The sequence below is a fragment of the Ruegeria sp. Alg231-54 genome (assembly GCF_900143525.1).
In the GTDB taxonomy this organism is placed as follows: domain Bacteria; phylum Pseudomonadota; class Alphaproteobacteria; order Rhodobacterales; family Rhodobacteraceae; genus Ruegeria.
The window spans coordinates 51,740-74,523 of the sequence record NZ_FREZ01000012.1; the positions used below are offsets into that span (position 1 = coordinate 51,740).

Consider the following 22,784-nt stretch of genomic DNA (forward strand, 5'->3'; position numbering starts at 1 on the left):
CACTTGGGTTACTGGTACTGCGTTATCGATGCCCTCGTCGATCCGGGGCGATACATAATGCTATCCGTGTCCACCAAAGTGTTTTTGTATGCCCGCCCGTCTTTCATGATGAGCTGAAGCTTGCTCTCGTCCAATATCATGTCGATATTTTCGACGGGGTTTCCGTCCCAGATCAGAATATCCGCATAGCTGTCAGGTGCGATCGTTCCGATAGCATATGTTGGATAAGGGTCGAGCGGCCCAGACCATTTCAGAACTTTTCCCGCGTTGCCGGTATGCATCTTCCAGACATGAGCCGATGGATATCCCGCCTCGTTGACCTTGCAAGTGATATCTTCCTTGGCAATTTCGCTAAGACCTGGGCCAAACATATCAGCGCCTCCAGTCATGAATACGTCGTTCTCCAACATCATTTTGGCCGCATTGCGCGCGCCCTCGCCTACAGCAACACCTTTGAGTTTCTGCTCATGCGTGAAGAAGTCCGGCATTGTTTCATAGGAACCAAATGAATTGATCGACATGTAACACTGGAAGGACCAGACGACCTCTTCCCCCTTAGCCGCCATCTGCTTGACGATATCCTCAGAGACTAGGAAACCATGTTCAAAGCTGCGAACACCTGCATCCAGCGCCCTCTGGTAAGATGTGTCGTGATAAGCATGAACGGCGACATATGTCCCGTAGTTCTCTGCAATCTCCACAGCCGCCTCGACTTCTTCCTGAGTCGCCGCAGAAATCTCCAGAGGATCGAAACGGCTGGCCACACCGCCACCTGCCATTAGCTTAGTGAAGTGCGCTCCATTGCGATAGTTGCGGCGAGAAGCCTTAATCACGTCATCACGGCTGTCTACTTTGAAGGAGTTTTGAACGATCTCGCCGTAATCCGAAGCTGTCAGGTCGTTGCGATCACCCCAATCCCCGTGACCACCTGTGTGGCTGAGGACGCCTCCAGAAGTATAAACGCGCGGTCCTATGAGCAGTCCACGTTGCACGGCCCTTGCCACCCCACGCGAATTACCAGCAATGTCGCGGATGGTCGTAATGCCCTTCATCAGATAATTCTCGCGGATGGCTTGAGCAGCCATTGCGCCGCCGCCACCAAAATCCCATTCGTCCTGATAAGAATTTGTTCCCTCTGGTGTTTCGAACATGATGTGCGTGTGCATGTCGACTAAGCCGGGTGTCATTGTTTTACCGGTGCCATCAACTTCAAACGCACCGTCAACCTCAATTGGATCAGTCGACACTTGCGTAATCACGTTTCCCTCGACCAGAACATTGGCGTTCATGATTAGGTCAGGATTAAACCCGTCGAACACATTAATATTGGTGAACAGGATTGGCGGTGCTTCTTGATCCTGAGCTTGTGCGGACGTCGAAAAGGAAAGAACTGCCGCGACAATTGCCGTTGAGCAGAGCGACATATTTAGACCGGACATAAGTACTCCCTTCATATTCAAGTTTTGATTACTATAGTCCGAAAAGCTTTGAATCGGTTGCCTGTTTTGAATTATTTTGTTCGAATGTGACCAAAAAAGTGGCCACTGAGTAATTCCAGTTCAGACAAGGGGGAAGAGCTTGCCTTTCAACTCCACCACTCAAGAGCATAGCGAGGGCTTTATTCGCCTCTCTTTAGCCGCTCCGTTTTTGCAATATCTCACCGAACGCAAGATCAATCCGCAACCAGCATTGGATCAGGTCGGCTTGAAAGCCGAACTGTTGTCTGACCCATCCGTGTTCGTTCACTCAGAGCTGGTCTACGGTTTGGTGAATGCCTTCTCAGAAGTGTCAGGGGATCAATACCTTGGACTGAATGTCGGAGAGACCTTTGACCTGCAAGAGTGGCCTCCGTTTGCTCAAGCCTTGCAATCTACAAAAACACTGTTCGAGTTTTTTACCCGCTTTGTTGGGCTTGTACCGCAGGAGTCTAGTTCTGTTCGGCACAGCCTTGTTATTGAAGCAGACAAAGCGACTTATCGTATCGAAAGGCAACAGGAACCAACTGTCCCACCTGTTCAGGTGACCGGTTTTGCCGCCGCAATCTATCTACGCCTATTGCAGACAGTCGTTGGAGGTGCCTGGGATTCTTCCCTTGTGCGATTGGAAAGCAGATACATAAACAGTCTACCTTTCGGCTACAAAAGGATCGAAGTTGGCCTTGGGTCCGATCCCGGTATGCAAATTAGTTTTCCTGTAGAATGGTTGTTTTTACACCATGTCTCTGAGGGCTTTGCTAAGCCCATAGCCTTGCCTCGACAAGATGAAGAAGTAACCGTGGTGGCTGCATTGCGATCTGTCTTACGCGACAAACTGGATGAAACCGATTTGGGACCAGAGGTGGTAGCTGGATTGTTAGGAATACAGCCGGAGCGGCTCCTGAAAGCGCTTCAGAAACAAGGCACAACGCTACCCCGCGAGATCAAACGGCTGCGTGTCGATGTCGCTAAAGAGCACATCAGAGAAGACAAGATGACAATGGCGGAGATCGGCCTATTGCTTGGATACTCCGACAAGTCTCATTTCACTCGATTTTTTAGAGGCCAAACCGGAATGACACCGACTAAGTTTCGAAGCAAGTAAACGAGGTCGAACCTAAAGAAAGCTTGGTTGCGAACGTCCGGTTAGGGCTAATTGCGGTCCTTTGGAGTAAGAATGCGGATGGCTGCAAAGTCCGCAACTCAGACGCTCGATGCTCGCGCAGCGAACGACCGATTTTGAGTTGCCCCGATTTGGTAGACTTGAACGTCCGCTTTCGGGAAATCGCGCTGCAGTGCCGCGAACTCTCCGGTGATTTTGTTGGTGAGGAGGCGCGATGTTTGCGGCGACAGCATCCGGCAGCTTCGTCCGCAAAGCGGTCGTTCGAGCAGCGTGCCGTGAACGTCTGCTTCGAGCCCAAAGCAGTCAATCGTTTGACTTTTTTGAGCATTTCACAAAACTCACCGTATATCACAATTGGGTGTACTCTCGCTTATCAAGTAAGAGGAGAAAGCTGATGGAAACACTGGGCCCGACACTTGCGGCACTATACGCTCAGCGTGCATTTATTACTAAGTTGTCACTGGGAGTCTTGGCTTATGTGTTAGTGGTAGACGACGCACAGGCCCAAAGCGCACAGGGTTGCGTAGAATTGGGCTCTCCTCGGATAGAATATTCATCCGGATCTGAAAGCACTCGCGTTAATCAAACAATTTCAACGACGGAACGCACGTGTCTGCCGATCCCAAACGGACCCATAACAGGACTTACAATTGGAAACTCCTCAATTGCGCCCTCAGGTGAAATTGAGTTGTATGTTCCCGGCCAAAATACCGTTCCAAGTAATGCTTCAGTGTTAACTCTTCTGAATGTTGATGTCGCCGCAGGCAGCGGAGACTTTGTATCTAGGGAAGCGTTGGCAACAAACATCAACGGGAAGCTGAGAGTGAACGTCATTGGAACTTCGATTGGTTCCGGCAGATCAATGACGTTCGCTCCCTTCAACGGCGCGAATATCGACCCCACTGAAGTTTACTTCCAGTCAGACCGACCGTTAACCTACGACAACCTGACTGTTATGGGGGCGACTGAAGTCGTTTTCGGGGCGTACTATATCCAAACTCGGGTTGCTGAGGCTTCTGATTTCACACTGACGAACAGTTCGATTTCTTCAACCAGTGACATGGCGATAGCTGCAGGCACGACTGTTCGGCTTGATGCGGCAAGCAGTTTGAACACCGTAAACTTTGAAAATTTTGGCACGCTGGCCGGAACGGGAACCGTAAACGCCTTCAACTTCACGGTTAAGAACGGCGGGGTGCTTTCGCCGGGCTTTTCAATTGGTACACTCAACAATAGTGGCGGAATCGCCTTTGAAGCTGGGTCAAGGCTCTTAAGTGAAGTCGATCCGGCGGCCGGGCAGAAAGCTGACTTGGTGTCATCCAGCGGGCCGGTGACAGGGATTAACAGCGCTACCATACAAGTCGAAGCCGCTCGTCCCGGATTGACTGCGCAGGACTATGCTGCTGGCAACGACTACACGGTATTTCAAGCCTCGAGTTTTGATGGAAACTCCCCAACTCTTGTCGCCGGGGGATCGCTGCCTGCTCTATCCAGTCTGAGCATCTCAAACACGCCAACCGCGGACGGTAGAATTGATATAGCGTTTTCGACCCTCCCCATCTCGAGTTTACCGCAAAATCCATCAGTTGTTGGATCTCCCAATGCAAGCAACCTTGCTGGTGCGGTGGCCAACACCACAAACACGTCATCTGGAACCAATCTGACCAACGGCTCAACCTTGGGCACCGCAGTTAACACGCTCACCAATTCAGGTTTGGCTGGGTTTAATCGTGTGCACGCAGAACCCTATTCCTCCAATTTGACCGTTGGGCTGGAGCAACTTGACCTGATAACCAACACAGTGCTGAGCCACGCTGACTGCCGCAAGTATCAAGCGGTCGGCTTCAGCAATGAGGAACAACCCATTGCAGCAGGCGACATCGACTCGGCCCAGAGCGCTAGCGGCGCAATAGACTGCTCTGATCGGCGTTGGTGGATCGACACGGCCTATTTGAGCGGGGACGTTGATGGAAGTAATGGCCTTGGGACATTCGACTATTCGCTCGGCACTATTTTGGTCGGAGCGGATGTCGCAAGTACCGATAGAGGTGTGGTCGGAGTGTACGCAGGCGTTGGGACATCCTCCATGGATGAGCACGATCAAGTCGATCAGGACTTTTCGACCGATAGCTATCACGTGGGCGTCTATGGGCGTACAACAACAGGAACGTGGGAGTTTTCCGGGCTGATCGGTTACATGTTCGGTGAAACTGACGCCAAACGGAATAACCCTTCTGTTGATGGCTTTACGGGAGGCGAGGCAAAATCGGATTTGGACCAAGAGGGAATTCATGCCGGCGTCCAGGCACGGAAGCTGTTTAACATGGACAACGGTGCAAGGGTTTCTACGGTTTTTGGATTGAACTACGGGCGTATCCAACAAGGTTCAGGCACAGAGACTGGCGGTGGTGATTTCAATTACTCGATTGGGAAAGCGAACGCGGAGTCTCTGGTCGCTTCCATTGGAGTTGACTACCAACGGGACTTCTTGACAGAGAATGGTGTGCTAACCCCAATCGCCTTTGCTCGTTACGAGTATGACTTCTTTGCCAACAAAGACAGTGAGCACGAAATCACAGTTACAAGCCCCTTATTCGGAACATTTACACAAGTCGGACAAAACCGAGGAGCAAACGGCTTCGTTCTTGGGCTAGGACTGGGCTATCAAATATCAGAGCTAGCCAGACTAACGGCAGGATATGGCTATTCGGTTCGCTCCAATGGCCAAGAACATGGCCTTGGTGCAAACTTAAGCGTTCGGTTCTGATTTGGCAGTACGATTGTTTCAAATTTAGGAATCACACACGCCGACCATCGTTGTTGGGCCTTCACAAACGAACCCAGTGGACGTCCGCTTTGTCCGCATAACGGACGTTCACACCAAGTACAGCGAACGACCGCTCTGAGCCCAAAGCGGAAGTGCTCCATCTCTGAACCAAGCAGGCGCAGCAAACTATTCGCCGAAGTCACCAGCTGCGTCGCAGAAAGAAAAGCGGCCATTCATTCAAAGCGCAGCGAACTTTGGTACGTCGATGTCTGAGTTGCGGGACAAACCGTAAATTCGCTGCGGCTGCGCGAATGTCTCGTATTGTGATCCATTGGCCGTCGATGATCAGTTTGAACACGCTGATGGCCCATCTGATCTGACACTTGGCTGTTAGATAGCTTATCAATTTGAATCCATACTGATCCATATTATGAATGATGCATGACCTTTGACCAAATCCAAACATTTCTATGGGTGGCGCGTTTAGGCGGCTTCAGAAAAGCCGCGGAGCGCATGAACCTTTCGCAACCGGCTGTCTCAACGCGCATCTCGAACCTTGAGCAAGAACTCCGCGTATCCCTCTTTGAGCGCGGTTCGGGTGCGTTGGTTCTTACCAAACAAGGCACTTTGTTACTGTCTTATGCCGAACAGATGTTGTTCGTCGAAGAGGAGATCAAACAGCGCGTCGCCAATCCTTCTGAAACAGAAGGGTTGTTCCGTGTTGGCGCATCGGAGACCATCGCGCAGGCTTGGCTGCCTGAATTTCTGAAGGCGTTCAGCGAACAATACCCAAGAGTGAACGTCGATCTTACTGTGGATATTTCTTTAAATCTGCGTGCGTCTTTGTTGGAACGTCGGCTCGACCTCGTTTTCCTAATGGGGCCGGTTTCTGAGTATACTGTTGAAAACGTTGATCTACCTCCCTTTTATCTGCATTGGTATCGATCGACCTCTAATCCACAGACCGACTTAAGTGAAATTCCTGTCATCTCGTATTCGAGCCAAACACGGCCCTATCGTGAGTTGATGTCTGAACTGTCTCGCAGGATCGGACCAAAGCACCGTGTCTTTGCCTCTGCGTCATTGTCCGCAAGCTTGAAGATGATTGCCGCTGGGATTGCGGTCGGGCCTTATCCGCGTGCTCTGGCAAATGACTTCCTGGAATCTGGCCAGATCGTAGAGTTTGATCCGGGGTTTAGACCAGAACCATTGGCTTTTACTGCATCGTACTTGTCTGAACCACGTAGTTTCCTCGTTGAGAACAGTGCGGTAATCGCATGCGATGTCGCGACAAATTGGGACAAAACGCACCCAAAGTGAATTCAAAAATTCTATCACCCATGATCAAGAATGATAATTTGTGTGAAAGTATCTGACTGTGTGAAGCTAGAAAGGCAACACTGGGGCTGCCTTCATGACCAAAAACACTGTGTCACACACAAACCTTTTGACCTCGTCCGCATCAGAGGTACGCGCTGCAATCCGTGGTGGGTCTTATCAAGGGCACACCGCAGGACTGGCCGCAGGGAAACTACAATGTAACCTCGCTATCCTTCCTGAGCGATTTGCTTTGGATTTCCTGCGGTTTTGTCAGCGTAACCCCAAGCCTTGCCCACTTGTCGGCGTCAGTGACAGTGGCAATCCCAAGTTACCAACATTGGGGCGGGACATAGATATCAGAACAGATGTGTCTAAGTATCGGGTCTTTCGCGACGGGCAGTTCTCGGAAGAGGTAACAGATATTTCTGACCACTGGACCGATGATCTGGTTACCGTCGCATTGGGCTGTTCGTTTACCTTTGAAAACGCCCTGCTGCGCAATGGCGTTCCCGTAAGACACATAGAAACCGGCAAAAACGTCCCTATGTTCCGTTCAAACATCGATCTTGTTCCGGCAGGTAAATTCAGCGGCAAGATGGTTGTGACGATGCGACCGATACCTGAGCACCAAGTCGCACAGGCAAAAGAGATCAGCAGTCGTTTCCCACAAGCGCACGGCGCGCCGATTGCGGTTGGTGACCCAGCCCAAATTGGCATAGCGGACTTGATGCGACCTGATTGGGGCGACGCTGTTGAGGTCAGACCAGGCGAAGTTCCCGTGTACTGGGCCTGCGGCGTGACCCCCCAGAACGTGCTTTTGGATGCGGATCTTCCGATCTGCATAACACACGCACCCGGTCATATGCTGATCGCTGATGTCGCAGAAGATGCGGAAACCACAATCTTAACAATAACCTAAAACTACCTAACAAGGAGACTAAAACAATGAAAAAAGCACTAACCATTCTCGCAGCAAGCTCCGTTCTTGCCGCCCCAGTTCTGGCCGAAGACCTTTCCGTTGTCGGCAGTTGGTCAAGCCTCCCGCTGCACAAGCAATATGAAGCTCCGTTCTGGAGCACGACATTGCCAGAAGCATCCGGTGGCAATATCAAGGTTGAGCTGACAACACATAACGCAATGAGCCTCGGGCTTGGCGATATTTACCCATTACTTGGTCAAGGCGTCTATGACGTTGCGATGACAGTTGCGGACTATGCCGTTGCAGACGCACCCGAGCTGGAAGGTCTGGATGTGCCTTTGCTTGCACTGACTGCGGATGAAGCGCGCGCAATGGTCGATGCCGCGCGCCCGATGGTCGCTGACATTTACCGTGATCGCTTTAACTCTCATGTTCTGGCCATCGCGCCATACCCGCCACAGGTCGTTTTCTGTAACGCAGAGATTTCAAATCTTGCTGATCTTGAAGGTCTGAAAGTGCGCGCATCTGGTCGTATGACAGCGAAACTACTGGAAGCATTGGGTGCTGAAGGTGTGAGCGTTTCGTTCGGTGAGGTTCCCGGCGCATTGCAAACGGGTACCGTCGACTGTGCCGTAACCGGTGCTGGATCTGGCTATAGTGCTGGATGGTGGGAAGTTTCTACACACCTGTTGCCGATCCCACTGGGCGGTTGGGATTCAGTTGTGACGGCGATCAACCTGGACAAGTGGAACAGCTTGGATGCCGACACACAAGCCTTGATCACCAGCGAAGTGGCAAGCGGATTTGAAGAACCAGCATGGGAAAGTGCGCAAGATGCGCTGGTGAACGATATCGCCTGTCTGACTGGTAACGGCGAATGCCCATCCGGTGATGCACGTTCGATGACACTTGTCGACGTTAGTGATGCCGATTTTGATCGTGCACGCGATATCCTGACCAGCGAAGTTCTTCCAGATTGGGCTGAACGTTCTGGCGGTGATTGGGCATCACGCTGGAACGCAAGCGTCGGCAAAGTTGTCGGCGTAACAATCAACTAAGCAACAGATCACGGGATGTACTGAATATGGAACTCAAGATGATACTTAGTCTTCGGGCCATCAATAAAGGGGTTGCCCTTGTGGTTGGCTTTGGCTTGCTGCTTTGCGCTGCATTTGTGCTGGCAGACATCATCATGCGCCAGATCGGTACGTCCTTTGGTGGCACAGAAGAGATCGCGGGTTATGCTATGGCGCTCGCGACCTCATGGGGCATGTCCTTTACGCTTTTGGAACTGGGGCATGTCCGAATTGATCTTTTGCGCAGCCGTGGCGATAGCTTCAAACGCGCATTGTTCGATGTTTTTTCCATGATTGTGATGTCGGGTGTAATCATCACCATCGCGATCAAAGCATGGCCCGTCCTTGAGCGTTCCATTGTCAACGGTTCGCGTGCCAATACACCTTTGGAAACGCCACTTGTCTGGGTTCAGATGCCGTGGTTCGCGGGCTGGGTCTGGTTTGCATTGATGTCGACATTTACGACGCTCGCAGCTTTGAGTCTCTTGCTGAAACGTCGCCATTCTGAGACCGAAAACTTCGTTGGTGCGTTTGCAGAACAGGAGATGTTGCAATGATCTTCTACGTCTCTGCTGGTTTGCTGGGTCTGCTGGCCTTATCCATTCCTGTCGGCATTGTACTGTTCCTCCTGGGGTTCGGGGTTGATACCTTCTTTTCCAGCTTCCCGCTGACGCGCGGACTTGGAAACATGGTTTGGTCGTCGTCAAATTCCGCAACTCTGATTGCCATTCCATTCTTTGTCCTGCTGGGCGAGATACTTGTTCGCAGTGGTGTCGCCACGCGCACCTATGCAGCTTTGGACCGTTGGGTCTCATGGTTGCCCGGTGGATTGGTTCATGCCAACGTGGCAACGGCCACAATGTTCTCAGCCACATCAGGGTCATCCGTGGCAACGGCGGCAACCGTGGCAACAGTAGCGATGCCGCAAGCCGAAAAGCTTGGTTATGATCCAAAACTGTTTTCAGGTGCCATTGCGGCAGGTGGTACTTTGGGCATCATGATCCCGCCATCGATCAACCTGATCGTTTATGGCTTTCTAACGCAGTCTTCTATCCCTCAGTTATTCCTGGCGGGTCTAATTCCCGGCATCAGTCTCGCGATTGCTTTCATGGCCGTGACAACAATCATTTGTATCATCCGGCCTGATCTGGGTGGCACGCGCCGCACATTCCCATTCCCAAAGATGCTGCGCGCATTGATAGATCTGGTACCAATCCTAATCCTGTTTGGCTTGATCGTCGGCTCGATATACGCTGGTTGGGCAACCCCGACAGAAGCTGCCGCTGTCGGCGTGGCTGGTGCATTGGTCATCGCGATGGCCTTTGGCGGTGTGTCCTGGTCAATGCTGACGCAAAGCCTGACTGGAACGGTCAAAATCACCTCAATGATTATGTTGATCGTCATTGGTGCATCTTTCCTGAACTTCACATTGGCCTCAGCTGGTCTTGGCCGCGAACTCACTGAATTCATGACTGGCCTTGGCCTAACACCGCTCAAGACAATCCTGGTGGTCGTCGTCCTCTACATCGTATTGGGCTTTTTCATCGAAACGCTGTCATTGATGGTCGTTACGATTCCAATCATCGTGCCGCTGGTAATCGCACAAGGGTATGATGTGGTTTGGTTTGGCATCCTGATGATTGTGTTGATCGAGATGGCGTTGATCACGCCACCTGTTGGATTGAACCTCTATGTCGTCCAGGGTGCTCGAAAGTCGGGAAGCCTGAACGAAGTCATGTTGGGCGCATTGCCTTACTGCCTAACAATGCTGGCAATGGCGTTTTTACTGATAGCTTTCCCGAGCATCGCGCTCTTCCTGCCAAATGCATTGCGATAAGAAGATCGCCCGCTTGAACGCTTGTCTAAGTTCCACTTGCTGTGGTGCGGCTGAAGGAAATTGAATGACGACTATTGATCTCAACTCTGACCTTGGTGAAGGGTTTGGACCTTGGACAATGGGTGCCGACGCACAGATGCTTTCAATTGTGACATCTGCCAACGTCGCTTGTGGTGGACATGCAAGCGATCCTGAGACCATGTTCCAAACGCTTGAACTTGCGCGTGACAATGGTGTCAATGTCGGAGCACATCCTGGCTTTAACGATCTGATTGGGTTTGGGCGTCGGGTCATCCCCATGTCACCCGCCGAAATAGGCAGAATGTGTGCCGCACAGATTGGTGCGCTTATCGGGATTGCCGCACAAGTCGGCATTTCCGTCACTTACGTTAAACCTCATGGCGCTCTGGGAAACCTTGCAGCACGTGATCGCGAAGTTGCTGAGGCGATTGTCGCCGCGGTGCAAAAGATTGATCCGAAACTTGCTGTGCTCGCGATCTCTGGCACTCAAAGCGAACAAGCCGCCCGTGCTGCAGGCGCACCTGTCTTTTCGGAAATATTTGCGGATCGTGGATACCTTTCATCAGGTCAGTTGGTCCCGCGCGATCAAGATGGCGCTATGATCGATGATGCAGCAGAGGCGGCCCAGAGATTGATAACGTTCCTTGATACTGGACAGATGCCGGTCATTGACGGTGATCCGATCAAACTTGCTGCGCAATCCATTTGCGTTCACGGCGATAGTCCTGGCGCACTCGATATGGCCCGCGAAGTTCGCGAACGGCTGACATCACATGGTGTCCAGATCTCCAGCTTCCTAAAGTCTTAAGGCCCCTCATGGAACCGCATTTCAAAGCCGTTGCAGACCACGCGCTACTAGTGACGTTTGCGGATCAGATAAGCGATGAAGCTCATGCATCTGTTATCGCGCTCGACAGGGCAGTCACGCATAACCCTCCCGACGGTATCATTGAAACCGTGCCAGCGCTGGTCAATCTATTGATCGCTTTTGATCCGATTGTGACGGACCATTCGATGATCGAAGGCAAAGTTCGCACCTTCCTTGAAAATCTGGCGACGCAACGGATCGAAGGTATTCAGAGGCGTGTCCAAATCTGTTATGAGACCTGTCTTGCGCCAGATTTAGAAGCTGTTGCGTCAGCAACTGGTCTCTCGATCGATGCTGTTATCAACGCCCATCTCACTGGCGACTTTCAGGTATTGATGTACGGGTTTGCACCCGGTTACGCTTACCTGTCGGGCGTGTCAGAGAACATCCACGTTCCCCGAAAAACTGCTGCTGTCCGCGACGTCCCTGCCGGAAGCGTCATCATTGCGGGACCACAATGTCTCATTACAACGCTCACTATGCCCACAGGTTGGTCAATAATTGGCCGCTCACCATCACCAATCTTCACTGGTGACCCGGCTCATCCCTTTTTGTTCGATGTAGGAGATCGGGTGGCATTCGAACGCATCGATCTAAAGACATTCGAAAACCTTGTTGGGGAACCCGCTTATGGCTGATGCAGAGCTTTCAGTCTCGTTCGCAGGGCCGTTGGTCACGTTCCAGGACGGCGGGCGGCCCGGCAACATGCGCTACGGCGTCGCGGCATCTGGTCCAATGGATCGTTTAGCATTCGACGCGGCCAACGCAGCCCTTGGCAACGAACCCGGTTTGACCGCCATTGAAGTATCCCTTGGTGGATTAATGCTGGTTTGCAGCAAGGGTTCCCTAACCGTTGCGATTACGGGTGGTGACTTCGTGGTCGAGCACGCAGGGCAGAAAACCAATTCTTGGACTATCCTAACCCTCAGACAGGGAGAAAAACTGGCGATACGTGCCGGGAAAGCAGGCAGTTGGGCGTATCTCGCCTTTGCGGGTGCATTAGCGACCGACGATTGGCTTGGTAGCCAAGCAACACATTCCACCTCCGGTTTTGGCGGTGGAGCCGTGCAAGCCGGTCGGTCTTTGGTGATTTCCGACACAGAAGTGCGTGATGACCGTCTTGGAGATATTGCGAAACCTGAGTTCATACCCGATGGTCCTGTTCGTGTCGTTATTGGTCCCCAAGATCAGCACTTTACCAGTCTAGCCATAGAGCATTTTACGTCCGCAACATTCAGTGTCACAGACGCCTATGACAGGATGGGCATGCGATTAAGTGGTCCAGCGTTGGAGCTAGATGGCGCTCTGTCCATACCTTCAGAACCAATTGTGCGCGGTTCCGTTCAGGTGTCTGGTGACGGCGTCCCGACAATCCTGTTGGCAGATCATCAAACGACTGGTGGGTATCCCAAAATTGCCACAGTCATCTATTGTGACACGGATAGCTTAGCGCAGCTTCGTGCTGGCCAGATTATGAGATTTGTTTCGATCACGGGTCAGCAATCGGTTGATGAAGTCAGAAATTTTGCAATCCGAAGAAAACAGTATCTTGAAGAGGTTTCCATTGCGCGCGGATCGTTTGAGCAGCGCTTGATGCGAGAAAACCTGATACATGGATTCATAGAAGACTAGACATAAAGACCTGATGCGCAGTGTGACCAATTCTGCAATTCAAGAATTCTAGAAACCGCGCTGCAAAACCAAGCCAACAAAGTACGTCAAATACTATGGAGTTTTATTGGGCTTTGCAGGCTGGTTCACGAAATGATTGGAAACGTTGAAACCTCATAAGACAGCGTAATAGCCTTGCAGTTTGTTGGGTCAGATAGTTCCATACGGTACGCTTTGGCCGGGCGAACCCCGCCGATCGCCGCAAACGTCCCGCATAGAATTGCAGTACCGTCTTCAAAACCAGCTCCTTCGCAAAGCTCGGTAACGGGGCGGATGCTGCTCAATTGTCCCTCTTGATAGAGAACCTCGCGCCCGTTCTCTTCTATCCAACATTTGAAAGTGATATCATCAAGGCGATCTTTGATTTCGTCAAAACCCCAGAGGTCTTTGGCAATGGGTTTAGCGCAAGCTTGTTTGGATGCTGCGACTGAATGTACTTCGAGATCTCGGTCGGTATGATCTGACGCCAACCCGAAATATGTTTTGCCATTTGATCGAACCAACAAGGGTTCAACCTCACCCGACGAGCCTTCTCCCAGCACTTCGATGGTTTTGTTTTGTGTCAGAAGCGAGTTTGAGACGCGATAATAAAGCGGCACTTGGCTTGGTGGGGAAATACCCAACACCGCCAGTTCGTCGATATGATGTTGGACAGCGTCCATACTTCGACCTGTCCAGCCTGCAATCACAACTTTATCTATCGTCAGAGTAATGTTCGTGTCTTCAACGTTGAAATCAATATCCATATTTTGAATTCCTCTTCCGAAAAACGAGGCGATCAGCGAAGAGACCCCTTGCAGCATGCCCATCAAGTGGATCGCACTTATGTCAGGTGCTCATTCGCCTCGGAGGGAGAGACCCGCAAAACGCAACTATCAGGAACCTACTATGGCCCGGACCCGCATCGTACCAATTTTAAAGTTCATCTCAATGGTACAAGCTTGTTGAGCAAGCCGACATTCGTGCATCCGGTACTTTGGGCTCTTAGCAGCCGTTCGCTGCACACGGCGTGAACGACTGCTACGCGGACAAACCCGACTTTGACTTTCTCGGTAGGTTCAATTTAGCACTTTAGTGACGACCAAGGAATTTCTGTGTTTATTATGCAGGACAATTTCGAAAATTCGAGATTTCCCCGGAGAAGAAATGCAGGACGTACACGGGACGAGAAGACTAGCCGCAATAGCCGCAATCGATATGGTTGCCTATAGTCGGTTGATCGAACAGAACGAAGCGGACACTCTAGCCCGCCAGAAGGTCATTCAGAAAGAAGTAATCGAGCCTCTGGCGTCAGAGTATGGCGGCCGGATCGTCAAAACCACTGGCGATGGAGCGTTGATCGAATTTGATAGTGCCGTCAACGCGGTTTCGTGGGCAGCCGCCTTTCAGCGTCGTGTTGCCCATCTCGAAGAAGAGAGCGAAGAACACAAACGCATCGCTTACCGCGTGGGCGTCAACGCGGGCGAAGTTGTTTTTGACGACAACGACGTATTTGGGGACGGCGTAAACCTAGCTGCCCGGCTTGAAGCTTTGGCGGACACCGGCGGTATCATGATCTCCGAAGGCGTCTTCAGAAACGTAGCAGGCAGGGTAGACTTCGGCTTTGTCGACTTGGGCGAACAATTCGTTAAGAATATTGCGCGACCCGTTCACGCCTATCGTGTCCTTCTGGACGAGGACGATGCCGGAAAGTTCGTCCCCCTACCGAAGTCGTCGGTACTCAGGCGGAGAAGCATTTTGGCGAGCGCTGCCGTATGCGCATCGGTTAGTATTGCCTTGTTCGTTTACATCTTTCTTTTGCCCGGTGACGAACCGCAGGTTTCAGGCGTTTTGGTCGTTCCGTTCCAAGCCGACGACCCTTCTGCACAAGTACTCGCTGACGCCGCCACGGAGAACTTGTACCTGTCATTTGAGCGTCTGAACCAACTAGAAATGACGCCTTACAGCATTGCGAAATCCTATGAGGGGATCGATGTCAGCACAGATGAAGCAACCCGGGATCTGGGCATACGGTACGTTTTGGATGGCTCAGCGAAATCGAACAATGGAGAAATTGAACTTTTCGCCCGACTTCGGGACGCGTTGGCATCTGGCGACGGCGTCATTTGGGAGCAGAATTTTCGCGGAGAAGCCGATCAACTTCTGGGTATGCTTGTAACCGTGAAGCTGAAGGCCGTTGGTGCTATGAAGGCCAAGCTCAATGACGTTGAGCGCAGCATTCTGGAGAACCGACCAACGCAAAACCCCGCAGCCTACTTAGCTTACGCCAATGGCAAGAGGCTTCTCGAAAGCAAAGACTTCACCGACATCGCAAAAGCACTTCCCTTGTTTGACGAAGCAATATCGATGGACCCGCGGTTCGACGACGCAAAGTTGGGCAGCGCCGAAGCGAATTTCCAAATTTGGGAAGGCAGCTTCAACACGATCAAGTACACACTTGATGCAAAGACGGACTTCTCCGAGTTGATTGAGCAAGTGCTTCAAAACGATCCTCGCAATCCTGAAGCGACGGCTTTGAAGGTGCGCGCTCACTTGGAACAACTCGAACCTGATCTTGCCCTTGCGCTGGCGAGGGGGGCTGTGTTCAAAAATCCAACCAATCCGGCGCTGCGCGTTGTGTTAGGGATGAGCCTGACGACCGAAGGAAATTACGAGGATGCAATCGCAGAATTTCAAGAGTATGAGCGCCATTCGCCAAAACTGAATTCTGGCGAAAAGGGAGATCTTGCATGGAACTACCTGCGAGCCGGCGACAGCGGGCGGGCGTTGGAACTGCTGAAAAGTATCCCGGAAGAAGATTTGCGTGAGCAACACCATCGGCATCTCGCTGAGGCAAACTTTCGGGAAGGGAATATCAAAGCCGCGCGGGCACACATGGAGCTGTTTCTGAAAAACAATGTCTGGCTTAATCTTAACTGGATGAAGCCATGGTTTGAGATTTACAAGGACCCGCAGGTTTTTTCGGTGTTCGAAGAAGCTATGTTGGGATCAGGACTCCCAGAGTGGCCTTTCAACTTCAACGAAGGGCGCGAGGCTGACCGCATCGCTCATGATGAATTGGTTCTTTTGCACTCAGATTCTTTCATCGAACAGCACTCGGTTGGTCCGTTCGGCGCTCCATATTCAGAAAATCGCAATTCAGATGGAACGATCGAATTGAATTTTGCGTGGATGAATGGCGTACCTTTGTCCGGAACATGGAAGGTTTTTGGTGATCAGATTTGCCGTAACATCCCTTCCGTACATCAGGGGCGTGATCTGTGTCATTTCCTCTATCTCGATCCTGAGAAATCGACTGATGACCACCGGTATGTTGCAGCGCCATGGTCGTTTGGCATCGTAAATTCTGTGTTCGTCCGGACGAAAAAGTGATGCAACCCAAGCACGCACGCCTGGCTCGCCTACTCTTACTTTGCGAAACCCTAATGGTCAGAGACGCCTAGCTTCTCTACTTCGCCTTTGGGCTCGAAGCAGTCATCCGACAGCTTTAGTCAAAGGACTGTTTTGCGGATGCAAGCGGTCATTGGGGCCGCTCGCGGGATAGATAAAGGTGACCACCTTTGAAGCACGGCTCGATGCGTCCTCAAGCTCTACTAAGAGACCCTACCGTCGCCTGACCCTCTCTCGATTACGCTCCCGACGATCGATGTTGATCTGGTGATCGCGACCCAGCGCCCGATAGAATCCCAGTCCCTTGGACCAGTTCAGAAAATGGGCAAAGCTGTCGACCTGATCGTCGTTGCGCCCGCGTGGAAAGGACTGCAGCTCCCGCTTGAAAGTCCGCAGCCAGGGCGCGTCTGCAGGCAAGTACACCTTGCCCTCTTCGACAGGACCGCACGCGGACTGGAACCGGGTTTCCTTGTCCTTGTCAGGTCTAATGCGTTCATAGCGCCGGCGGTCATCACGAAACAGCTCGTCCAAAAGCGGTTTGCCGGAAGCGGCATCCTCGATCAGAACTCGATCCGGATCCCAGCGACTGACAAGCTGCAGTGCCTTGGCTTTCAGGTCTGGGTAGTCCACCTGCCCACGCCAGACGTCGAGAAGGTACCACGCGTTTTCTCGGAACCCCCAGGTCGTACAGGCCGAGAAGTCGGACCGCGGGTCCGCAGACATCCCCGTATCCCAGCTTTGAACAACCAGTTGGAACCAGCGACGATCATCGACGGTCTCATAGCTGCCGAACCACTCCCAGCGCAGCGGCGATCCGTCTGGCGCAATCGGGTTCTGCTGATACTGGCAATTGAACACAGCTGCGCCCATTTCACGACGCTTGGTATCCAGCGTGTTCTGATCCAGGCGCGACGGACAAAGGAGATCACCCGGGTTGCGGTGCATGACCCTTCCACGCCCAAGAGGCACCGTCTCATGGTCTTCGGCGATGGCAGGCAGATTTAGGTGCCGATAGGTCCCGCGTTCCAGCAGGTAGCCCGGCGGGTCCATCTCGTGCAAACGCTGTGCAACCATGACAACGCGCCCCTCGGCCGGGTTGTCAAAGCGCGACAGCAAGGTTCCCTCAATAAACTCCTGTGCCTTGACCAGTTCAGCTTCGGAACCCGCATCACCCGCCTTCAGCAGATCATCGATGATGATGTAATCGGCACCATGTCCAGTCACAGAACTGCCGATGGAGACAGCCTTACGGCTGCCTCCCTTTGTGGTGCGGATTTCTTCTGAGGTGTTGCCCTTTTTAGCCAAGACAGTTTCAGGGAACATTTCCCGGTACCAGCGCGCAGACATGATCCGACGACAATCTTCGGAATGCTTGCGCGCCAGATCCAGCCCGTAGCTGGCAACAATAATCTTGGCGCTCGGTGAGTGCCCAAGAAGATAAGCGACATATGCAACGGCCACGGTGACCGATTTCAGGCAACGTGGCGGGATGTTGATGATCAACCTCTTGTTTTCACCTTGGCGAACGTTGTCCAATTCGTGGCACATGGCACGCACATGCCAAGCCGGATCAAAGCTGTGGTCAGTCCCTTGGTGCAGCGCGTCAAACACACGCCACACGAAGGGAAAGAAATTGTCCCGGCAAACCTCGCGCGCGGCTTGCTGGACCTTTTTTGGATCAGGAGCCGTCATCTTCCACCTCCTCGTTCTCAGGACCACCGTCACCATCCGGGTCGCTGGAAAAGAAATCCCGGAGGATGTCATAGTCGACCTTGTCCGGCCCTTCCAAAGCAGCGCTGGCCTGTTCGTTCACATCATCTGAACCGCCGAACAGATCAGCGTCGACTTTAAGAAGCGCCATCAGCAATTTCGTGTCGCCCTTCAACGCGCCAGCAGTGAGCCGCTTTGCAATTGCCTCCGCTTTGGAAATCCGGGCTTCGTGGTTGCCTTCGCGGACGGTGATCTTGGCTTCCAATTCGCGTTTCAGGCTGGCATTAACCCCTTTAGCACCTTTCGGGCGCCCTTTTGGATTGCCGGAGCGGCCTTTCTTGAACTGGGTTGCTTTGGGCGGTTTGCCGTAGCCCACCTCATAGTCCTTCGTATCTTCAAACATGATCCGCCTCCAGCTCTGAGGTGGCATCGGGTGCTGCAGAATGTGCATCGAACATCTGGCCTGTGACCGCATGCACAGCGCTTTCGCCAGTCATCTCTTGCCAACGGCGGATGGCGACATCAACGTAAGCCGGATCGAGCTCAATGAGCCGCGCCTGGCGTCCCGCTTTCTCAGCGGCCAGCAGAGTCGCACCAGATCCACCAAAAGTATCCAGCACAACTTCGCCGCGATGGCTCACATCCATGATGGCATCTGCCACCAGTGCAGTTGGCTTTACTGTGGGATGATCGGCAAGATCCGCTTCGCGCCCTGCCCCAAAGCTGTTCACTCCGGCATAATCCCAGACATTGGTGCGGTTGCGCCCGTGTTTGCCCAATTCGACATTGTTGATATGCGCAGCACCGGGCTTCTTAAAGATTGCGACCAGCTCGTGCTTGGAGCGGTAAAGGCTGCCCATGCCTCCGTTTGTCTTGTTCCAGACACAGAGATTGATAAGGTCCAATCCACCTGCCTTGCCCGCCGCAATCAACTCTTCAATGTGACGCCAGTCCATGCAGATCATCGCAATGCCCCCGTCTGGCAGACGGCTAAACAACTGGGTGATCATGCCTGAAAGAAAGCCGCGGAACTCGCTATCCGACATTTCTCCCGACGCCATGGCAAATTCGCGATGAGCGCCATCGGTGCCACAGCGGACATGCCCATTGACCGGTACGTTGTAAGGCGGATCAGTGAAGATCATCTGTGGTGTCTCGCCTTCCAGCAAGGTGTCGTAGCTTTGGGCTTGCAAGGCATCCCCGCAGAAGATGCGGTGATCTCCGAGAAGCCAGAGGTCGCCCGGCTGCGTGACGACAGGTGCCGCAGGGTCCGGGTTTTCTACAGTTTCAGCTTCGGTCTCCGCAGCCTCGTTCGCAGCGTCGATGATGATGTCGATCTCCGGCGTTTCGAACCCTGTGATATCCAGATCAAAATCGAGCTCGCCATCAAGGCTGAGATCCATCAGCTCGGCAAACTCGATCTGCAGAGCAGCTTCGTTCCAGTCCGACAGTTCCGCCAGCTTGTTATCCGCAATGCGCAGAGCGCGCACTTCCGCTTCTGACAAGTGATCCGCGACAACAGTCGGCACGGACATCAACCCCAGGGCCTTAGCGGCTTCATAGCGGCCATGACCCGCAATGATTGTGGCCGAACCATCCAAAAGGATCGGAGTGACAAATCCAAACTGGGCCACCGACGCCTTCAGCTTGTCAATACTCTTGGCCGCGTGCACGCGGTTGTTGTTGTCGTATGGCTTGATCTGGCTGATCTGAGATTGGACGACTTTGTCCGCCATCCAGATCGGTGTGTTGGACGCCTTRGCGTCGCTCTGTGTWTTTTTGGCAGACATAGCCGCCTCCTTTCGTTTGACGCTCGTTAGCGTCGACAAGAAAGGATCGTGTTGGGAATTCGGAGAGAGCACGATTAACAACTCTCCGGACCAATCGATCCGGTTCGTTGCCCCTTCGAATGCTCTCTGCGGAAATCTGTGTTTCCAATGAGTGCTGCCTGCGGGAGCAGTTTCCCGCCCTGATAGTCCGGGCGATTGAGCCAAATGTAGGTGTCATCAATACGAGACGCAACCCCCAAACCAAAAGTAACTAAATCGTAACCAATTAGGATTGTTGACGAATAATCGTGGGTGCGGCAGCAACACCCTGCAAAACACACCCCTCCAGAGCTCGCCCCAGAAAGAGCTGGACTGTTGCTGGGAACCACGCATCACTGAACCCACGCCCGAGCCATTCGGGCGCTCCTCAGTACCAGGGTTCGGCATTCCGCCAGCCCCAGATCTGAGGAGACAATACATGTCCAAATCCAAACAAACCAAAATCGACAAGGTGCAAGCCTTGTTGCGTCGCCCGAGCGGCGCCAGCCTGGAAGCGCTCTGCAAAACAACAGGGTGGCAATCTCATTCGGTCCGAGCGGCTCTGAGCGGTCTGCGGAAGAAAGGTGTCACAATTGAACGACGCGCATCCGACAAACCAGATGGTTCTTCCACCTATCACCTGACGGTGGGAACAAGAGAAGAGTCATGACCAAGACGAGCGATGTCGCCGATCTCGCCGCCATGGGTCGATCGGATCTGGTCACGATTTGGCAACAACTGTTTGATCAACCCGCCCCCACCATGCTCAGCCAACCCTTCCTGCGTCGATTTATTGCCTTTGAGATGCAGTCCCGCAATCGTGGCGGGCTGTCGCGGCAGGTGAAAGCCACGCTGGAAAAAGGTTCTGAGAAGAAACCCCGACCTACCTGCCCTGCCCTTAAACCCGGCGGGCGTCTGCTGCGCGAGTGGAACGGCGTGACCCATGTGGTCGATGTGACAGGGGAGGGGTTTGTGTGGAACGGACGATCTTACCGTTCGCTCTCGGCCATAGCTCGGGAAATTACCGGCGCGCATTGGTCGGGACCGCGCTTCTTTGGGCTCAACGGAAAGGTGGCAAAATGAGCCCGCGACGCAAAATCCGATGCGCGATTTACACGCGCAAGTCATCTGACGAGGGGTTGGATCAGGACTTCAATTCCTTGGATGCGCAATATGAAGCCTGCGCGGCCTATGTCGCCAGTCAGCGACATGAAGGCTGGACCCCGCTGTCCGGGCGCTACGATGACGCTGGCCTGTCGGGCGGCACACTCGAGCGCCCTGCCCTTCAGCGCCTGCTTGATGAGATCGATGCCGGGCGCATCGACATGGTTGTGGTTTACAAGATTGACCGGCTGACCCGTTCGCTCGCCGACTTCTCCAAGCTGGTCGAACGGCTGGAACAGGCGAACTGTTCCTTTGTGTCCGTCACGCAGGCCTTCAATACCTCATCTTCCATGGGTCGGTTGACGCTGAATGTGCTGTTGTCCTTTGCTCAGTTTGAACGGGAAGTCACCGCCGAACGTATTCGCGACAAAATCGCGGCGTCTAAGAAAAAAGGGCTTTGGATGGGTGGCAACCTGCCACTGGGCTATGATCGCCACCCCGACCCAAAAGCAAGAACGCTGGTGGTGAATGAGGAGGAGGCCAGAACGGCCCGGCATCTCTTTGGGCTTTATGAGGAGCTGGGTTGCCTGCGCAAAGTAGAAGAACGGGCATCAGCAGAAGGGCTGCGGTCAAAACGGGTTGTTCGGGCGGATGGCAGCGTGAAAGGGGATTGTCCGCTGTCACGCGGTCAGATCTACTACCTGCTGCGCAACCCGGTCTATCTCGGTAAAATCCGTCACAAGGATAAGATCTGGGGCGGACAACATCCGGCGATCATCGACCAGGACATCTGGGACTGCGTACAGGAGAAAATGCGACAGGCCTCGAACCGCTCCCGGGCACGCGGCCGCTCCGATGCGCACCAACACTCCAATGACCCCGGCGCCTGGCTCACCGGTCTGCTGCAGGACGAAACTGGTGATCGGTTGACGCCAACCCACACCACGCGCAAAGGCCGTCGGTTGCGTTATTATGTCTCCAATCGACTGATCTCGGGTGGCAGGGATATCTCGGGTTGGCGGCTACCCGGCCCGGCGCTGGAACACGCAGTCATTGATGTCATCGTCAGACATCTGCAAGACGCCGCCGCCGCGCACCAGGTACTGGCGCAACCGGAGGCCGGGTCAGCGGAGGCAGTTCAGACTTCAGTTGCGGATTTGGTAACGCGGCTTCGAGGTCAAGGCGCTCAGGTCGGCGCTGATATTCTAGCCAGCGGCGGAATTGCACGAGGACACATTGATCTCGAGTTAAACCCCAAAACTCTGGCAAGCGCAATTTGCATTGCTGCCGACCATCTGCACCCAGATCTCACTCACATCACAGCATCCTTCGATCTGCGCCGCCGCGGCGTCGAGACCAAGGTCATCGCTGGAGACATGGCACCCCAACCTGATCCCCACCTCCGGTCCATGCTGATCCGAGCCCATGGCTGGGCGCGCGATCTGAAAGCCGGAGTTCAACTGATGGAGATTGCACGCCGCGAACGCGTCCCCGGCGCCTTCATCCGCACCCGCGCCCAGCTCGCCTTTCTCTCACCGAAGATTCAAGCCGCGATTCTCGACGGCACCCAGCCGCCCGAACTTACACTCAAGCGTCTGGTCAGCGTGACCCACCCACTTGATTGGTCCGAACAGGAACGCCTGTTCGGCTTCTGACATCTCCAGATCCTGCGTCCCTGATACAGACTTCGCCCTC

General features: G+C 53.3%; 19 protein-coding genes. 14 read left to right on the forward strand and 5 right to left on the reverse strand.

Going from position 1 to position 22,784, the window contains the following annotated elements:
• Positions 1-8: 8 nt before the first annotated feature.
• Positions 9-1,439 carry an amidohydrolase family protein gene (locus DHN12_RS18665; protein WP_159090078.1) on the reverse strand — a complete coding sequence of 477 codons (1,431 nt, stop codon included), beginning with the start codon at positions 1,437-1,439 and terminating at the stop codon, positions 9-11.
• Between the two features lie 139 nt (positions 1,440-1,578).
• Between DHN12_RS18665 and DHN12_RS18670 the strand changes: the two genes are divergently transcribed.
• The 10 genes from DHN12_RS18670 (at position 1,579) to DHN12_RS18720 (ending at position 13,038) form a co-directional block, all read left to right on the forward strand.
• Complete coding sequence (locus DHN12_RS18670; protein WP_108861539.1) at positions 1,579-2,580, forward strand: AraC family transcriptional regulator; 1,002 nt, start codon at positions 1,579-1,581, stop codon at positions 2,578-2,580.
• A 412-nt stretch (positions 2,581-2,992) separates the two neighbouring features.
• Positions 2,993-5,365: an autotransporter domain-containing protein gene (locus DHN12_RS18675; RefSeq protein ID WP_234416697.1), complete on the forward strand. Its 2,373-nt coding sequence runs from the start codon at positions 2,993-2,995 to the stop codon at positions 5,363-5,365.
• Between the two features lie 441 nt (positions 5,366-5,806).
• The gene (locus tag DHN12_RS18685; RefSeq protein ID WP_108861542.1) at positions 5,807-6,685 is read left to right on the forward strand and encodes a LysR family transcriptional regulator; all 879 of its coding nucleotides are present in this window, start codon (positions 5,807-5,809) and stop codon (positions 6,683-6,685) included.
• A gap of 94 nt (positions 6,686-6,779) precedes the next feature.
• Positions 6,780-7,604, forward strand: coding sequence for a putative hydro-lyase (locus DHN12_RS18690; protein WP_108861543.1), 825 nt, complete (start codon positions 6,780-6,782; stop codon positions 7,602-7,604).
• Positions 7,605-7,630: 26 nt separating this feature from the next.
• Positions 7,631-8,662: a TRAP transporter substrate-binding protein gene (locus DHN12_RS18695; RefSeq protein WP_108861544.1), complete on the forward strand. Its 1,032-nt coding sequence runs from the start codon at positions 7,631-7,633 to the stop codon at positions 8,660-8,662.
• Between the two features lie 26 nt (positions 8,663-8,688).
• Positions 8,689-9,237 carry a TRAP transporter small permease subunit gene (locus DHN12_RS18700; protein ID WP_108861545.1) on the forward strand — a complete coding sequence of 183 codons (549 nt, stop codon included), beginning with the start codon at positions 8,689-8,691 and terminating at the stop codon, positions 9,235-9,237.
• Positions 9,234-10,517, forward strand: a complete 1,284-nt coding sequence (locus tag DHN12_RS18705) for a TRAP transporter large permease (RefSeq protein WP_108861546.1) — start codon at positions 9,234-9,236, stop codon at positions 10,515-10,517. The genes DHN12_RS18700 and DHN12_RS18705 overlap by 4 nt, the downstream gene beginning before the upstream one ends.
• Positions 10,518-10,581: 64 nt before the next feature.
• On the forward strand, positions 10,582-11,346 hold the full coding sequence (locus tag DHN12_RS18710; protein WP_108861547.1) for a LamB/YcsF family protein: 765 nt from the start codon (positions 10,582-10,584) through the stop codon (positions 11,344-11,346).
• An 8-nt stretch (positions 11,347-11,354) separates the two neighbouring features.
• Positions 11,355-12,044: an allophanate hydrolase subunit 1 gene (locus DHN12_RS18715; RefSeq protein ID WP_108861548.1), complete on the forward strand. Its 690-nt coding sequence runs from the start codon at positions 11,355-11,357 to the stop codon at positions 12,042-12,044.
• A gap of 67 nt (positions 12,045-12,111) precedes the next feature.
• Positions 12,112-13,038, forward strand: a complete 927-nt coding sequence (locus DHN12_RS18720; protein WP_306418416.1) for a biotin-dependent carboxyltransferase family protein — start codon at positions 12,112-12,114, stop codon at positions 13,036-13,038.
• Positions 13,039-13,163: 125 nt separating this feature from the next.
• Here the strand turns inward: DHN12_RS18720 and DHN12_RS18725 are convergent, their stop codons facing one another.
• Complete coding sequence (locus tag DHN12_RS18725; protein ID WP_306418417.1) at positions 13,164-13,880, reverse strand: DUF2848 domain-containing protein; 717 nt, start codon at positions 13,878-13,880, stop codon at positions 13,164-13,166.
• Positions 13,881-14,274: 394 nt separating this feature from the next.
• Between DHN12_RS18725 and DHN12_RS18730 the strand changes: the two genes are divergently transcribed.
• Positions 14,275-16,449, forward strand: coding sequence for a tetratricopeptide repeat protein (locus tag DHN12_RS18730; protein WP_373455767.1), 2,175 nt, complete (start codon positions 14,275-14,277; stop codon positions 16,447-16,449).
• Positions 16,450-16,680: 231 nt separating this feature from the next.
• Here DHN12_RS18730 and terL read toward each other — a convergent pair whose 3' ends face one another.
• Genes terL through DHN12_RS18745 form a run of 3 tightly spaced genes read right to left on the reverse strand, consistent with a single transcriptional unit; the run spans position 16,681 to position 19,967 of the window.
• Positions 16,681-18,159: a phage terminase large subunit gene (gene terL, locus DHN12_RS18735; RefSeq protein ID WP_159090080.1), complete on the reverse strand. Its 1,479-nt coding sequence runs from the start codon at positions 18,157-18,159 to the stop codon at positions 16,681-16,683.
• A complete protein-coding gene (locus DHN12_RS18740) occupies positions 18,146-18,580 on the reverse strand; it encodes a DUF5681 domain-containing protein (RefSeq protein WP_108861552.1) in 435 nt (144 codons plus the stop codon). Before DHN12_RS18740 ends, terL begins: the two co-directional genes overlap by 14 nt.
• On the reverse strand, positions 18,573-19,967 hold the full coding sequence (locus DHN12_RS18745; RefSeq protein WP_234416698.1) for a DNA methyltransferase: 1,395 nt from the start codon (positions 19,965-19,967) through the stop codon (positions 18,573-18,575). Before DHN12_RS18745 ends, DHN12_RS18740 begins: the two co-directional genes overlap by 8 nt.
• A gap of 457 nt (positions 19,968-20,424) precedes the next feature.
• Between DHN12_RS18745 and DHN12_RS18750 the strand changes: the two genes are divergently transcribed.
• The 3 genes from DHN12_RS18750 to DHN12_RS18760 are packed head-to-tail and all read left to right on the forward strand — an operon-like array spanning position 20,425 to position 22,744.
• A complete protein-coding gene (locus DHN12_RS18750) occupies positions 20,425-20,655 on the forward strand; it encodes a DUF3489 domain-containing protein (protein ID WP_108861553.1) in 231 nt (76 codons plus the stop codon).
• Positions 20,652-21,068, forward strand: coding sequence for a DUF2924 domain-containing protein (locus DHN12_RS18755; protein ID WP_058274892.1), 417 nt, complete (start codon positions 20,652-20,654; stop codon positions 21,066-21,068). Before DHN12_RS18750 ends, DHN12_RS18755 begins: the two co-directional genes overlap by 4 nt.
• Complete coding sequence (locus tag DHN12_RS18760; RefSeq protein ID WP_108861554.1) at positions 21,065-22,744, forward strand: recombinase family protein; 1,680 nt, start codon at positions 21,065-21,067, stop codon at positions 22,742-22,744. Before DHN12_RS18755 ends, DHN12_RS18760 begins: the two co-directional genes overlap by 4 nt.
• Positions 22,745-22,784: the final 40 nt, after the last annotated feature.

Bases quoted from the DNA above. Each gene is read 5' to 3' on its own strand.
- DHN12_RS18665 (WP_159090078.1), bottom strand. From the start codon at position 1,439: ATGTCCGGTCTAAATATGTCGCTCTGCTCAACGGCAATTGTCGCGGCA.
- DHN12_RS18675 (WP_234416697.1), top strand. From the start codon at position 2,993: ATGGAAACACTGGGCCCGACACTTGCGGCACTATACGCTCAGCGTGCA.
- DHN12_RS18685 (WP_108861542.1), top strand. From the start codon at position 5,807: ATGACCTTTGACCAAATCCAAACATTTCTATGGGTGGCGCGTTTAGGC.
- DHN12_RS18690 (WP_108861543.1), top strand. From the start codon at position 6,780: ATGACCAAAAACACTGTGTCACACACAAACCTTTTGACCTCGTCCGCA.
- DHN12_RS18695 (WP_108861544.1), top strand. From the start codon at position 7,631: ATGAAAAAAGCACTAACCATTCTCGCAGCAAGCTCCGTTCTTGCCGCC.
- DHN12_RS18700 (WP_108861545.1), top strand. From the start codon at position 8,689: ATGGAACTCAAGATGATACTTAGTCTTCGGGCCATCAATAAAGGGGTT.
- DHN12_RS18705 (WP_108861546.1), top strand. From the start codon at position 9,234: ATGATCTTCTACGTCTCTGCTGGTTTGCTGGGTCTGCTGGCCTTATCC.
- DHN12_RS18710 (WP_108861547.1), top strand. From the start codon at position 10,582: ATGACGACTATTGATCTCAACTCTGACCTTGGTGAAGGGTTTGGACCT.
- DHN12_RS18715 (WP_108861548.1), top strand. From the start codon at position 11,355: ATGGAACCGCATTTCAAAGCCGTTGCAGACCACGCGCTACTAGTGACG.
- DHN12_RS18720 (WP_306418416.1), top strand. From the start codon at position 12,112: ATGCGCTACGGCGTCGCGGCATCTGGTCCAATGGATCGTTTAGCATTC.
- DHN12_RS18725 (WP_306418417.1), bottom strand. From the start codon at position 13,880: ATGCTGCAAGGGGTCTCTTCGCTGATCGCCTCGTTTTTCGGAAGAGGA.
- DHN12_RS18730 (WP_373455767.1), top strand. From the start codon at position 14,275: ATGGTTGCCTATAGTCGGTTGATCGAACAGAACGAAGCGGACACTCTA.
- terL (WP_159090080.1), bottom strand. From the start codon at position 18,159: ATGACGGCTCCTGATCCAAAAAAGGTCCAGCAAGCCGCGCGCGAGGTT.
- DHN12_RS18740 (WP_108861552.1), bottom strand. From the start codon at position 18,580: ATGTTTGAAGATACGAAGGACTATGAGGTGGGCTACGGCAAACCGCCC.
- DHN12_RS18750 (WP_108861553.1), top strand. From the start codon at position 20,425: ATGTCCAAATCCAAACAAACCAAAATCGACAAGGTGCAAGCCTTGTTG.
- DHN12_RS18755 (WP_058274892.1), top strand. From the start codon at position 20,652: ATGACCAAGACGAGCGATGTCGCCGATCTCGCCGCCATGGGTCGATCG.
- DHN12_RS18760 (WP_108861554.1), top strand. From the start codon at position 21,065: ATGAGCCCGCGACGCAAAATCCGATGCGCGATTTACACGCGCAAGTCA.